This window comes from Rugamonas fusca, assembly GCF_014042365.1.
In the GTDB taxonomy this organism is placed as follows: Bacteria; Pseudomonadota; Gammaproteobacteria; order Burkholderiales; family Burkholderiaceae_D; genus Rugamonas; species Rugamonas fusca.
The window spans coordinates 1-13,855 of the sequence record NZ_JACEZS010000044.1; the positions used below are offsets into that span (position 1 = coordinate 1).

9 protein-coding genes are annotated in these 13,855 nt (G+C 63.5%); 2 read left to right on the forward strand and 7 right to left on the reverse strand.

The window, feature by feature from the left end; all coding sequences use genetic code 11:
* Positions 1-183: 183 nt before the first annotated feature.
* On the reverse strand, positions 184-2,937 hold the full coding sequence (locus H3H36_RS25980; protein ID WP_182220930.1) for a TonB-dependent receptor: 2,754 nt from the start codon (positions 2,935-2,937) through the stop codon (positions 184-186).
* A gap of 549 nt (positions 2,938-3,486) precedes the next feature.
* Between H3H36_RS25980 and H3H36_RS25985 the strand changes: the two genes are divergently transcribed.
* The gene (locus H3H36_RS25985; protein WP_182220931.1) at positions 3,487-5,352 is read left to right on the forward strand and encodes a glycoside hydrolase family 13 protein; all 1,866 of its coding nucleotides are present in this window, start codon (positions 3,487-3,489) and stop codon (positions 5,350-5,352) included.
* A gap of 118 nt (positions 5,353-5,470) precedes the next feature.
* On the opposite strand, the gene H3H36_RS25990 is transcribed toward H3H36_RS25985, so the two are convergent.
* The 6 genes from H3H36_RS25990 to H3H36_RS26015 form a co-directional block, all read right to left on the reverse strand.
* Positions 5,471-8,212: a TonB-dependent receptor gene (locus H3H36_RS25990; RefSeq protein WP_182220932.1), complete on the reverse strand. Its 2,742-nt coding sequence runs from the start codon at positions 8,210-8,212 to the stop codon at positions 5,471-5,473.
* 236 nt (positions 8,213-8,448) lie between these two features.
* Entirely contained in the window at positions 8,449-10,071 is a 1,623-nt protein-coding gene (locus H3H36_RS25995) for a methyl-accepting chemotaxis protein (protein ID WP_182220933.1), read from the reverse strand.
* A gap of 145 nt (positions 10,072-10,216) precedes the next feature.
* On the reverse strand, positions 10,217-10,741 hold the full coding sequence (locus H3H36_RS26000; RefSeq protein WP_182220934.1) for a GNAT family N-acetyltransferase: 525 nt from the start codon (positions 10,739-10,741) through the stop codon (positions 10,217-10,219).
* A 15-nt stretch (positions 10,742-10,756) separates the two neighbouring features.
* Entirely contained in the window at positions 10,757-11,275 is a 519-nt protein-coding gene (locus H3H36_RS26005; RefSeq protein ID WP_182220935.1) for a GNAT family N-acetyltransferase, read from the reverse strand.
* 45 nt (positions 11,276-11,320) lie between these two features.
* On the reverse strand, positions 11,321-12,634 hold the full coding sequence (locus tag H3H36_RS26010) for an amidohydrolase family protein (RefSeq protein WP_182220936.1): 1,314 nt from the start codon (positions 12,632-12,634) through the stop codon (positions 11,321-11,323).
* A gap of 18 nt (positions 12,635-12,652) precedes the next feature.
* Positions 12,653-12,901: a DUF2164 domain-containing protein gene (locus H3H36_RS26015; RefSeq protein ID WP_182163305.1), complete on the reverse strand. Its 249-nt coding sequence runs from the start codon at positions 12,899-12,901 to the stop codon at positions 12,653-12,655.
* A gap of 205 nt (positions 12,902-13,106) precedes the next feature.
* On the opposite strand from H3H36_RS26015, the gene H3H36_RS26020 reads away from it, so the two are divergent.
* On the forward strand, positions 13,107-13,709 hold the full coding sequence (locus H3H36_RS26020) for a phasin family protein (protein WP_182220937.1): 603 nt from the start codon (positions 13,107-13,109) through the stop codon (positions 13,707-13,709).
* The last annotated feature ends 146 nt before the right edge of the window (positions 13,710-13,855 follow it).

Sequence of the window (13,855 nt, forward strand, 5' to 3'; positions counted from 1 at the left end):
TGCTCCACGCTTCCTTCCCACAGTCAGTTACCCTTCCGCAGTTGCGCTTCACTTCGCTCACTGTGGTCAGCTCGCGGCGGGACTTGCACCCACAGGAGTGCGCCCATGCTGGGCGCACCAAAAAAAAACCTCGCCACTTGCATGACGAGGTTTTTCCGTGCCGGCTGACGCCGCCAGATTGGCTTAGAACTTGTAGTTCGCGCCCATCAGGATGGTACGGCCATACTTCTGGTATTCCAGCTGCTGGTTACGGGTGCCGGTGTAGGTCTCGTAGGCCGCGTTGGTCAGGTTGTTGACCTGCAGCAGCAGGCCCAGGCCCTTGTAGGTGCCTTCGTTGAAGGTGTAGCCAACCTGGAAGTCAACCACGTTGTCACCCACCACATAACGCAGCGTACGCGAGTTGGCGAAGTTGCTGATCTCACCCACGTAGTCCGAACGCTTGCGCGAGCTGATACGGGTTTCGAAGCCGTTCTTCTCATAGTAAGCGGTCAGGTTGGTGACGCGCTTGGACAGGCCGGGCAGCGGAATGTTGCTGCCGATGCTGCTGCTTGGATCTTCGATCTTGATGTCGCTGGTGCTGAAGGTGGCGCTAGCCTGCACACCAAAGCCATCCAGCGACTTCGTCACCAGTTCCAGTGGCAGCGAGCCGGAGAACTCCAAGCCTTTCAGCGTGCCGCCCTGGCCGTTGTACGGCGCCGAGAACGGGCCGGTGGCGGTGTTGATCGCGCCCAGCTCCTTGCTGAACACATAACCTGGCGGAATGAACGACGAGAAATCGTAGTCCTTGGTCTGGGTGTAGATGTAGCTGGTCAGCTTCTTGTAGAAACCGGCGGCGGCCAGGTAAGCCTTCTTGTCGAAGTACTTCTCGTACGAAATATCGAAGGCATTGGCGCGCCATGGATCCAGCTTGGCGTTGCCGCCGTTGGCGGTCAGCCTGAAATTGGTCTTGTCATAGTCCATCTGGAACGCCGAGCTCAGCTGATCCACCCGTGGGCGGGCCAGTTGCTTGGCCATGCCGAAGCGCACGGTCTGCTGATGGTCGAAGCCAAACGCCAGGTTCAGGCTAGGCAGCACGTCGGTGTAGGTCTTGCCCTCGTCGACCGGCTTGATCTGGGTGGTGCCGGTGGAATTGTCCACGTAACGCGACTGCGACGACTGATTGGTGCGCTGCACCTGCACGCCCACGTTACCACGCACGCTGACATCGCCCATGTCGGCCTCGATGTTGGCCTTGACGAAGCTGGTGGTCACCTTTTCCTGCACGTCCCAGGCCTTGGTCACCAGGTAGGACAGGTTGTCCACCGGATGGAACACCATGCCGCTGGCCACCACGCCAGGCACGTTCCAGGCCGGGATGGTGCCCACGCCGGCGAAGCTCAGGTCCACTGGTGCGTACTGCAGGTTGGACGGCACGGTGAACTGGTCGTTGGCCAGCGTGATCGGGCCTTCAGGCTGACGGCGCTTCTTGCTGCGGTCGGCGTAGTTGACGCCCACGTCCACGCCGGAGAACAGCTTCTCCATCATGTCCGGCACTGGCAGGCTGGCCACCAGCTTGAAGCCTTTCAGTTCGTCTTCCACATGCGGCACCTTGCCGTAGCCCGAGCCGTAGATGGTGTTGCGCACGTACAGCTGGGTAGGATCGCTGTAGTTCAGACCGGTCGTGATGGTCGGGAAACCGCCGCTGGCGTATTTCAGGCCCAGGCTGTCGAGGAACTGGGTGCCTGGCAGCGGGTTGTGCTGCAGGTTGTTTTCCAGGCTCAGCTCGTCGCGTTTGGCTTGCGAGTAGTTCACGTCGGCGAACAGCGACCAATCCTTGAAGCGGAATTCGTTGCTCCAGCCAGCCGCATGGATTTCATCCTTGCGCTTGTTGTACATGCCGCGCACCAGCGGGAACACGCCGGTCGCCGTGCCGCCGGCCAGGCTGTTGCCGTTGAACACAGGGTTGACGTAGTTCAGGCCGGGCGTGTAACCGCCGTTGTAGTTACCCAGGTTGACTTCCAGCTGGTTGTTGGTCTGCTCTTGCTTGAACTCGGAAGCATAGATGTCCAGGATGCTGGTCCACTGCTTGTTCGGACGGTATTGCAGCACGCCCATGAAGCCGTCGCGCTTGTTGGTGCCGCTGGTGGCCACGGCCTTGATGCCGTCGGTGATGTAGGTGCCCGATGGAATGCCAGGACGCGAATCGGTCTTCCATGGCTCATACATGCCCGTCTCGTGGTCGAGGATGGGCGATTCCAGGTGGGCGAAGCCCAGCGCGATACCGACCGTGCGGTTGGCGAACTGGTCGATGTAGCTGGCGCTGAAGCGGTTGCCGTTGGCCGAGGCGCCGGCGATGCCGCCCAGCGAGTTGTGTTCGCCGCGCGCGTTCAGCGCCACGGTACGGCTGCCGAACGACAGCGGACGCACAGTCTGCATGTCGATGGTGCCCGACAGGCCCTGGCCAACCAGGCCGGCGTCCGGGGTTTTGTAGATGGTCACGCCAGCCATCAGCTCGGATGGGTACTGGTCGAATTCCACGGAGCGGTTGTCGCCCGTGCTCACTTGCTCGCGGCCGTTCAGCAGCGTGGTCGAGAAGTCCGGCGACAAGCCGCGCACGCTGATCACCTGGGCACGGCCGGCCACGCGCTGGGCAGCCAGGCCGGGCAGGCGGGAAATGGATTCGGCGATGCTGACGTCAGGCAGCTTGCCGATGTCTTCAGCCGAAATGGCTTCGACGATGGAGGTGGCATCCTTCTTGACCGAGATCGCGCCCTCGATACCACGGCGGATGCCCGACACGGTCACCGTCGCCATCTGTGGCGCATCGGCCTCGGCGGCCGTGGCCGTCGATTGCGCGTACGCAGGTTGTGCCAACGCGGCCACGAACAGGGCACAGCCTGCCGCGACCGGACTCAGTTGAAATGCGGCGCTGCTGCGCTTGTTTACGAACTTACTCATTGCTAATGCCCCCTCACTCGACACCAAATAATTTTCCCGCCACCATCCAGCCGACCATTTACTGCAGCCACTGACATCTCACGGGATCCTTGGAATTCAACGTTCTTTGACGTTCCAGAAAGAATTTTGTACTAAAACTAGATTCGGTGTCAATCGAAGTTAAATTCAACTACGTTCATACGCAGCCAGCTCCCCAGCGGCGCCCCATAGAGCAGCATTATGACGTTGTATTTTGGCTACACCGCTGCGCGTAACGCGATGTAATCCAACTACAGAAACACATTCGGCACGGACCACAATGGCAGCCCAAACGGCGCCAGCATGCCCGCATACGCGGCAATACGGGGCCAGCGCGAGGTGAATGACCGCAGCGGCAGGAATCATCCAAGACGGCCCAGTCATCATTTTGTACTTTCACTAAAAATCAAGCAATTGGCGCCAACAAATAGATGATAAAGCGTTGTTAAGTCACTGTTTTTAAATTATTATTTCGAAATAACCAAGAATGAGGCAACCTGTAGTTTGCCTACCAATCAAATGGAGATAGCGATGAAGCGCACGATCCTGCTGGCCGCATTGGCCACCCTGTCCACGCCGCCGGCATGGGCACAGTCCCCGCAGCACGGCATCGACCACCTGGAACCGCCCTCCTGGTGGACCGGCATGCGCAGCGGGCAACTGGAACTGATGGTGCACGGGCCACGGATCGCCGACCTGGAACCGGCGCTGCACTACCCTGGCGTACGCATCGCCCAGGTGGTGCGCCCGAGCAACGCCAACTACCTGTTCATCGACCTCGAGATCGCGCCGGACACACCACCGGGCAAGCTCATGCTGCAATTCCGCCAGCACGGCAAGACCGTGCTCAGCTATCCCTACGCGCTGCAGGCCCGTGCCGCAGGTTCCGCCAACCGGGCCGGCTTCAGCAGCGCTGACGCCATCTATGAAGTGATGCCCGACCGCTACGCCAACGGCGACCCTGGCAATGACGACGCGCCCGGCATGACGGAACGCGCCAACCGCCAGGACGGCTCTGGCCGCCACGGCGGCGACCTGGCCGGCATGGCGGCTCACCTCGACTATGTGGCGGACATGGGCTACACCATGCTGTGGCCGACGCCGCTGCTGGAAGCGAACATGCAGCGCGGCTCCTACCACGGCTACGCCACCACCAACCACTACCGCATCGACCCGCGCTACGGCAGCAATGACGACTACCGCCGCTTCGTGGCCCAGGCCCGCGCGCACGGCATCGGCGTGATCCAGGACGTGGTGCTCAACCACATCGGCGACCGCCACTGGTGGATGCAGGACTTGCCCAGCGCCGACTGGATCACCCACCAGGGCCAGTTCGTCCCCACCGAACACCACCGGGTGGCGGTGCAGGACCCCTACGCCTCGCAGGCCGACAAGCGCGACTTCACGCAGGGCTGGTTTGTCGCCACCATGCCGGACCTGAACCAGGCCAATCCCCACCTGGCCACCTATCTGATGCAAAACAGCATCTGGTGGATCGAGTACGCCGGCCTGTCCGGCTTGCGGGTGGACACCTACAGCTATTCGGACAACGCCTTCCTGAGCGCCTGGTCGGCCCGCATCATGCACGAGTATCCGAAGCTGAACCTGGTGGGCGAGGAATGGAGCCCGCACATTCCCATCGTGGCCCGCTGGCAGGAAGGCAAGCGCAACTTCGACGGCTATGTGTCGCACATGCCCGGCATGATGGATTTCCCGCTCAACGACACGCTGCGCCGCGCACTGGCCTCCGACGACGCCGATGGCGCCCAGTACAGCCTGACGAGCTTGTATGAAACCCTGTCGCAGGACTATCTGTACGCCAATCCGGGCAATATGGTGCTGTTCGAAGGCAACCACGACCTGGCCCGCATCTACAGCGACCTGCACGAGGACGACGCCCTGTTCCGCATGGCCATGGCCTATGTGCTGACGGCGCCCCGCATCCCCCAGTTCTACGCGGGCACGGAAGTGCTGATGACCAGCAGCACCGGCCGCCGCGACGACGCTTCCTACCGCCGCGACTTCCCCGGTGGCTGGGCGGGCGACCCGGTCAACGCCTTCACGGGCGCGGGCCTGACGCCCAGGCAACTGGCGGCCCAGGCGTTCCTGAAAAAGCTGCTGAACTGGCGCAAGGACCAGCCCGTGATCCACCACGGCAAGACCATGCAGTTCGGCCCCGAGCAGAACACCTATGTATTCTTCCGCTACGACGGCGACCACAAGGTGATGGTGGCCTTCAACAAGAACCACAGCGACACCACGCTGTCCACGGCCCGCTTCCAGGAAATGCTGGCCGGCGTGCACGGCGGCGACGACGTAATCAGCGGCCAGCACTACGCGCTGGGCGACACGCTGACCCTGCCGGCCCGCTCGGTGCTGGTGCTGGCGTTGCGCTGACCGGCCACGCACGGCGGCCAGCCCAATAGAAAAACCGCCATGTGGCCAGCGACGATCACTATCGTCGCCGGCGCACATGGCGGTTATTTTTTTCAGCGGCTGGCGCCGCTGAACAAGCTTAGAACTTGTAGTTCACACCGAACAGGACGGTACGGCCATACTTGGCGTATTCCAGCATATGGTCCTTGCTGTCGGCATACGTTTCATACGGCGTATCGGTCAGGTTGGTCACCTGCAGCAGCACGCCCAGGCCCTTGTAGGTGCCTTCGTTGAAGCTATAGCCTACCTGGAAGTCGACCGTGGTTTCGCCCTTGACGTAGCGCAGCGCGCGGTCGCCGGCGAAGTTGCCGATCTCACCCACGTAGTCGGTACGGGTGCGGCCGGACACGCGGGTCGAGAAACCGTTCTTCTCGTAGTACAGGGTCAGGTCCGACACGTTGCGCGACAGGCCGGGCAGCGTAATCTTGCCGATCGTGGCGTTGACTTCCTTGATGTCGATGCCGCTCTCGGTGTACGTGGTGCTGGCCGTCATGCCAAAGCCTGCCAGCGCGGGCGACAGCATGTCGAACGGGATCGAGGCCGACAGTTCCGCCCCCTTCACCGAACCGCCATTGCCGTTGTACGAGGTCTTGTACTGGCCCATGTTGGTGATGGCGACCGTGCCCGGCGTGAAGGCCGAGAAGTCACGCGTTTCCGAGAAATCGTAGATGTAGGTGTCGAGCTTCTTGTAGAAACCGGCCAGCGCCACATAGCCCTTCTTGGCGAAGTATTTCTCCCAGGTCAGGTCGAAGGCCTTGGCGCGCCATGGATCGAGCCGGGTGTTGCCGCCGCTGCCGCTAGGCAGGCGCGTACCCTGGTCGACCGTGAATTCAAAGCCGGCGTTGAGCTGGTCGACGCGCGGACGCGCCATCTGCTTGGCCATGGCCAGGCGCATGGTCTGGTCATCGGCCAGGCTGAACGCCAGGTTCACGCTGGGCAGCACATCGGTGTAGGTCTTGCCATCGGAGTAGGGATGGGCCACGCCGTTGTTGTCCGCGTACAGCGAGCTTGACGACTGGTCGGTGCGGATCACCTGCACGCCGACATTACCTTTTACCGGCACGGTGCCCACGGTGCTGTCGATGTTGGCCTTGACGAAGCTGGTGGTAACCTTCTCGGTGACATCCCAGGCGCGGCTGATGGTGCCCGAATTGTTGGCCAGGCTGTAGTTGATCGGGTCGAAGTACTTGGCGATCACGCCAGGCACGTTCCACGACGGCACGGTGCCGCTGCCGGCAAAGCCCAGGTCCACCGGCGCATACAGCAGGTCGCTGGAAATGGTGGGATTGCCGGTGGCGAACAACTGGCCCGACGGCTGGCGCTTGGTCTTGGTGCGGTCGCTGTAGTTGATGCCCACGTCGTAGCCGCTGAAATAGTTCTCCAGCGCGCCGCTGGACGGGATATTGGCGATCAGCTTGAAGGCCTTCAGCGTGTCCTTCAGGTGCGGCGAATAGGTGCTGCCGTAGCCGTAGATCGAATTACCTGTCAGCAGCTTGGTCGGATCGTTGTACTTGAATTGACCGCCCAACTGGGCGAAGTTGCCGGGATTCCAGCTCACCGTCATCAACGGGTCATTCAGCGCGCCGCCGCCCGGGGCCTGCAGCTGCAGGTTGTTTTCCAGGTAGGTTTCGTCGCGCTTGGCTTCCGAGTAGTTCAGGTCGGCCAGCAACGACCAGCCATCGAGGTTGAACTTGTTGGCCCAGCCGGCCGTGTTGATGGAATCCTTGCGGTTGTTGTACTGGCCGCGCACCAGCGGGTAGGCGCCGGTGGCGGTGCCGCCCATCAGGGTGCCGTTGACGATGTTGGTGCTGTTGTAGGCGAAGCCGGCCGGGTTGTTGCTGCCGTTGTAGCCGCCCAGGTTGACTTCGAACTGGTTGTTGGTGTCGACCTGCTTGAAGTCGGAATGGAACACGTCCAGGGTACTGGTCCATTGCCGCGACGGACGATACTCGAGCACGCCCATGACGCCGGTGCGCTTCAGCGTGCCGCTTTTGGCCAGCGACTTGACGCCGGCCGTGATGTAGGTGCCGTCGGGCACGCCCGCTACGTGCTGCTTCTGGAACGGCTCATAGGTGCCGGTCTCGTGATCGAGGATGGGCGACTCCAGGTCGGCCACGCCGATGGCCACGCCGACGGTGCGGTTGGCGAACTGGTCGATATAGGTGGCGCTGAGGCGGTGGCCGGTATCCTTGGCATTGGCGATCTTGCCCATCGAGTTCTGCTCGCCGCGCACGTTGACCGAGAAGCTGCGGCCCGGGAAGGCCAGCGGACGCACGGTCTGCATGTCGATGGTGCCCGACAGGCCCTGGCCGATCAGGCCCGCGTCGGGCGTCTTGTAGACGGTCACGGCGCTCATCAGCTCGGACGGATACTGGTCGAATTCCACGCTGCGGTTGTCGCCCGTGCTGACCTGTTCGCGGCCGTTGAGCAGCGTGGTCTCGAAGTCGGGCGACAGGCCGCGGATACTGATGGTCTGGGCGCGGCCGGCCACCCGCTGCGCGGCCAGGCCGGGCAGGCGGGCGATCGATTCGGCGATGCTGACGTCGGGCAGCTTGCCGATATCTTCCGCCGAAATCGTCTCGACGATGGAGGTGGCATCTTTTTTGACGGAAATCGCGTCCTCGATGCCGCGCCGGATACCGGACACGACGACGGATGCGACCGGCTTGGCGCCGTCACCCGACTCGGGCGCCTGTTGCGCGGTCGCGGGGCTGGCCAGCACGGACAGCAATACAGCACAGCCGGCGGCAACCGGGCTCAGTTTAAACGCAACGGCGGCCGGTGCCGAACCGGCGCCCCGCTTCACGGCGGAATTCTTCATGCAAGTCCCCTCACTCACTTATCACTTATTAGTTGTGCCCGCAGACGACATCGACTGCACGGGATCCAAGGAAAAACAAACGTTCTGACTGACGTTCTGGAATTCAGTTTGTACTAAAACTAGATTCCGAGTCAACGAAAGTTCAGCGCATCCGTGTGTTTTACGTCTGCTATGGCCTGGCTTGCTTGCTATAAGTGTGAGTGTCGTTGCATTTCAGCGACACGAAAAACGGGAAGTTAATGTAGCTTAACTACAGAATGATGATGCCGGGAAACACCCTGTGGCGCCTGCGCGTTGAGCTTGAAAATGCCGACCGCCTCGTTCAGGCTGGCCGCCTGCTGCTGCAATGCGTCGGCCGCGGCGCTGGCCTGCTCCACGAGCGCCGCGTTACGCTGGGTCACATCGTCCATCTGGCGGATGGCGGCGCTGACCTGCTCGATGCCGTCACGCTGCTCGGTACTGGCGCTGGCGATCTCGCCCATCATGGCCGTCACCCGCCGCACGCTGGCCACCACGTCGTCCATGGTGGCGCCGACCTGCCCCACCAGGCGGCTGCCCGCCTCCACCCGCTCCACGGAATCGCCAATCAGTTCCTTGATCTCTTTGGCGGCGGCCGCGCTGCGCTGGGCCAGCGTGCGCACTTCCGACGCCACCACGGCGAAGCCGCGGCCCTGCTCACCGGCGCGGGCCGCTTCCACGGCCGCGTTCAGGGCCAGGATGTTGGTCTGGAAGGCGATGCCGTCGATCACGCTGATGATGTCGACGATCTTGCGCGACGATTCATTGATCGAGCCCATGGTGCGCACCATCTGCCCGACGGTATCGCCGCCTTGCTGCGCCATGCTGGAAGCGGTTGCGGCCAGCCGGCTGGCCTCGCTCGCGTTGTCGTTGTTCTGCTTGACGGTGGTGCTCAGCTGCACCATCGAGGCGGCCGTCTGTTCCAGCGCGCCGGCCTGCTGCGCGGTGCGGCCCGACAAGTCCAGGTTGCCGCTGGCGATCTCGCCTGTCGTCTGCGCGATGGTGGCCGTGCCTTGCCGCACCTGCCCGACGATGCGCGCCAGGTTCGATTGCATCACCTCCAGCGCCCGCAGCAGGTCGCCGATCTCATCCCGGGTGGCGGCCCCCGCCGCACTGCGCAAGTCACCCGCCGCCACCGTCCTGGCCATGGCCACGGCCGTCGTCAATGGCACCGTGATGCTGCGCGAGAGCCAGCGCAGGGCGATCCCGCCGGCCACCAGCGTCGCCAGCGTCGTGCCCAGCATGACGGCGACGGCATGCCGGAATTCGCGCGCATTGTCCTGCCCCATCTGCGCCGACATCCGGTGCGACTCGCCGACGATATAGGCGACGATATCGTTGATCTTGGTGGTCGGCACCCGGTCTATGCCCTTGACCAGCTTGTCGACCACGTGCGCGCTGTCGGGATTGGCCACGTCATACTGCTTGAGCGCCTCCAGGTACTTGCCTTTCAGCTCCGTGTGGGTGCGGATCGCCTCGTCCACCAGTGGAGTACTCAATTGCAACTTCGCCAGCAGGCCCTGCAACTTGCGCAATTCGGCGAGCGTGGCATCGCTGCTCTTGATGAACGCCCTGGAATATTTGTCGAAGGCGGCCTGGTCGTTGCCGCGCAACAACGTATCCTTCCATTCCTGGACCTGGATCTTGAAATTGACCTGGGCGCTGCGGGCCGTGTCGATGGCGTCGGCCAGCGTGTCGGCGCGGACCATGGCCTCGGCGCCGCGGCTGTTGCTGCTGTTGAGCGCGCGCCAGCCGCCGCCGGCCACCGTCAGCAGCGCGGCGAAGAAGAAAACGCCCAACAAACCTAGCCGAACACCGATTTTCAGATCCGTCAGCTTCATCGTTGCTCCTTGCGCGTGGGGCGGCGGCGCGGCCCGTGGTGGCCCGGCACCAGCCATGCCGGGATGGCAAGCGCCCCTCCGACCAGGCTCATGCGCCGCTATTTACATGTGTACCCAGCACATCATGCGCTTCCGCATGGAAAAATCAAACTGAGCCGTCGTCGCTGAAGTCCAGGCGGTACACATTGCTGGGCACGCCGGGCGTGAGCTGCGTGCAATGCACAAAGTGCAGGCCCAGCTTGCGCAGCAGCGCGTTCGAGGCGACGTTGTCGGGGCCGGTAATGGCCAGCAGCGCGGGCAGGCGCAGCGTCTCGCGCGCATAGTCCAGCACGGCGCTGGCCGCCTCGAAGGCGTAGCCCTGGCCCCAGTGGGCGGGCCGCAGCGCGTAGCCGATATCGACGCCGGGCAGGCTGTCGCGCTTGATCAGGCCGCACAGGCCCAGCGGGGCGCCATCGTCCTTGCGTTCGACGAGGTAGAGGGAATGGCCGAGGCGGCGTTGCATGTCGCAGGGCCCTTGCTCGATGGCGGCACGGGCCGCCTCGACAGAGTGAATATGCTTGTCGCCGATGTGGCGCAGCCACGACGGTTCGTTGACCAGCGCCAGGTAGAACGGCGCGTCGTCCGCGGCCAGCGTGCGCAAGCGCAAGCGGGGCGTCTCGAGCACGATCATGGCGCCGGTCTTATCCTACTCGGGCCAATGGGCGCGGTCGTTGAGCAACTGAACCATGACGTAGGCGTCCACATAGCCCAGTTGCGGATGGCGGTAGGCGCCGGGCAGCGTGCCGGCCACCTGGAAGCCGAGGCGTTTCCACAACAGCACGGCCGCCACGTTGGAACTGATGACGAAATCGAGCTGCACGGCCAGGTAGCCGGCCTGGCGCGCCGCACGCAAGGCATCGGCGCCCAGCAGCTTGCCCACGCCAATGCCCTGGGCGGCCGGGCTGACGACGAAGAAAGCGCTGGCCACGTGGGCGCCGCGCCCCGGCTGGGCCGGCAGCAGGCGGTACATGCCCAGCAACCGTTCGCCGTTCAGGATGGCCACATGGCTGGCCACGCCAGGGCCGAACCAGTAGGCCAGGCACGCCTCGCGCGTAATGTCTTCGGGGAAATACAAGGTATCGCCACTGGCGATCAATTCTTCGTGCACCGCCCACATGGCGTCAAAATCGGCCGGGGTGGCGGGACGTATCGCGATTTCTTTCAAGACAGCTCCAACAGGTTGCCCAGCGAGGTTTTTGATAGCCGATTGTCATGTATTTTCAGCGTCAAGTCCAGCGTGCGGGCGCAAGCGGAACGCCGTATGCGCGGGCCGGCCCGGCAAATCCAGCGTGGCCACGGCGCGCGGCGTGGTGCTGATCACCTTGCCGCGTCGCATCACCATGCGCCGCGCCGCACGCAACCGGATCGCTTCCACCGGGTTGGCCGCGTCCAGCAGCACCAGGTCGGCGTGACAGCCCGGCTCCAGCCCATAGCCGTGCAGGCCGAGGATGCGGGCCGGCGCGGCCGTGACGGCCTCGAAGCAGGCCCGCATGGCTTGCTGGCCCGTCATCTGGGCCACGTGCAAGCCCATGTGGGCCACTTCCAGCATGTCGCCCGAACCGAGGCTGTACCACGGGTCCATCACGCAGTCGTGGCCGAACGCCACCTCCACGCCGGCGGCCAGCAGTTCCGGCACGCGCGTCATGCCACGGCGCTTGGGATAGCTGTCGTGGCGGCCCTGCAGCGTGATGTTGATGAGCGGATTGGCCACGGCCGCCACGCCCGCTTCGCGGATCAGCGGCAGCAGCTTGCTCACGTAGTAATTGTCCATCGAATGCATGGAGGTCAGATGGGAGCCGGCGACCCGGCCTTGCAGGCCCAGCCGGTTGGTCTCGTAGGCCAGCGTTTCGATGTGGCGCGAATGGGGGTCGTCCGACTCGTCGCAATGCATGTCCACCCGCAAGCCCTTGCCGGCCGCGAATTCACACAGGATGCGCACCGATTCGGCGCCCTCGGCCATGGTGCGCTCGAAATGGGGGATGCCGCCCACCACGTCCACGCCCATGGCGATGGCGCGCTTGAGGTTGGCCAGCGCCGTCGGGCTGCGCAGCAAGCCATCCTGGGGGAAGGCCACCAGCTGCAAGTCCAGGTAGGGCGCCACCTGGCGCTTGACGTCGAGCAGGGCTTCCACGGCCAGCAGGCGGTCGTCGCAAATATCGACGTGGCTGCGGATGGCCAGCAAGCCCTTGGCCACGGCCCAGTCGCAATAGTGCAGCGCGCGCGCCACCAGCGCATCCTGGGTCAGCTGCGGCTTCAGCTCGCCCCACAGCGCAATGCCTTCGAGCAGCGTGCCCGATGCGTTCACGCGCGGCAGGCCGTAGCTGAGCGTGGCGTCCATGTGGAAATGGGCGTCCACGAACGGCGCCGTGAGCAGGTCGCCGCCGGCGTCGATCTCGTGCCGTCCGCGCGGCGCCAGGGCCGGGGCGATGGCGGCGATGCGGCCGTCGGCGATGGCCACGTCGATGCCGTGCCGGCCGTCGGGCAGGCTGGCGTTGCGGATCACGGTATCAAAAGGCGCATCCATGGGCGGCTCCCGGCCAGTTTATTTTTTCCAGTACGAAAATTCGGTCTCGTAGCAGACCGTCTCGATGTCGGCGATGCGCTCCTGCATCGCGCTTTGCGCGTCCAGGATGGCCTGATTGTAGACAGAGGGGCCGATTTCACGCAAACAATAATCGAGCAGCAGGCGCGCCTTGAGCTCGCCGACCTCCTCGTCCATGTTTTCCGCGCAATAACGCTGGATGGAGGCCAGCAAGCGTTGCTCCACGTCCTTGTTCAGCTTGATCGTCATGTTGTTTCACCTGGATAAGATTATTGTTGCAGCGCATTAATTTAACCATGGCCGCGGCCCTGTTGTATCCCATGGATAGCGGAAAAAATAACTTTCCAAGCCCGTCAATCGCCGCTAGAATGCATTTATTGCAGCGCATCATAAATTCATGGCCAAGGCCGCTCCGGTGCGCCAGGCCCGCATTTTAATCGTCCCAGGAGAAGCCATGTTTTCGATTCCAGAACAGTTTTCCGCAGCCACGAAATCCCAGATTGAAGCGCAGTTGAACATCATCAACAACCTGGCCGCCAAGGCCGTGGAAAGCGCCGAGAAAGTCATCGCCCTCAATATCAGCACCACCAAGGCCTCGGTGGAGAAATCGTCGTCGGCCGCCAGGCAATTGCTGGAAGCGAAAGACCCGCGCGAATTCTTCAGCCTGAGCACGGGCCAGGCCAACTACCTGGACAACCTGCTGGCCTACAGCCGCCAGTTGTTCAACATCGCCACGGCCGCTCAGGCCGAGCTGATCCAGAGCGCCAAGGAACAGATCAAGGACGTGCCGCCAACGCTGACGCTGGCCGCCCCCGCCAAGCCTGCCGCCCCGAAAGCGGCCGCCCATGTGGAACCGGAAGCCAAGGTGACTGTGGCGGCCGAGCCGGTGGTCGAAGAGGCAGCCAAGCCCGCCGGCGTGGCCGAAGCGCCCGCCCCCGCCAAGGTGGAAGCGGCCGCCGAGCCCGCCCCCGCCGTGACGGAAGCGGCGCCCGCCATCAAGGCCGTCGCCTCGCCCACCCCGCCAGCGGCCAAGGTCAGCGCCAAGTCCAAGAAATAAGGCCAGCCCGCAGGGTGCGGATCGGCATAGGGGCGGCCAGCATAGCTGACCGGTCCCCTGCCACACCACCCGGCATGCGGGTCCGCACCGGGCGGTTCGAGTAGTTGAGGTTAAGACAGGCGTGGTACGCCCAACCGGTCGAAGTA

Excerpts from the sequence above, each read along its gene's own strand:
- H3H36_RS25990 (WP_182220932.1), bottom strand. The coding sequence starts at position 8,212 with ATGAAGAATTCCGCCGTGAAGCGGGGCGCCGGTTCGGCACCGGCCGCC.
- H3H36_RS25985 (WP_182220931.1), top strand. The coding sequence starts at position 3,487 with ATGAAGCGCACGATCCTGCTGGCCGCATTGGCCACCCTGTCCACGCCG.
- H3H36_RS26015 (WP_182163305.1), bottom strand. The coding sequence starts at position 12,901 with ATGACGATCAAGCTGAACAAGGACGTGGAGCAACGCTTGCTGGCCTCC.
- H3H36_RS26010 (WP_182220936.1), bottom strand. The coding sequence starts at position 12,634 with ATGGATGCGCCTTTTGATACCGTGATCCGCAACGCCAGCCTGCCCGAC.
- H3H36_RS26020 (WP_182220937.1), top strand. The coding sequence starts at position 13,107 with ATGTTTTCGATTCCAGAACAGTTTTCCGCAGCCACGAAATCCCAGATT.
- H3H36_RS25995 (WP_182220933.1), bottom strand. The coding sequence starts at position 10,071 with ATGAAGCTGACGGATCTGAAAATCGGTGTTCGGCTAGGTTTGTTGGGC.
- H3H36_RS25980 (WP_182220930.1), bottom strand. The coding sequence starts at position 2,937 with ATGAGTAAGTTCGTAAACAAGCGCAGCAGCGCCGCATTTCAACTGAGT.
- H3H36_RS26000 (WP_182220934.1), bottom strand. The coding sequence starts at position 10,741 with ATGATCGTGCTCGAGACGCCCCGCTTGCGCTTGCGCACGCTGGCCGCG.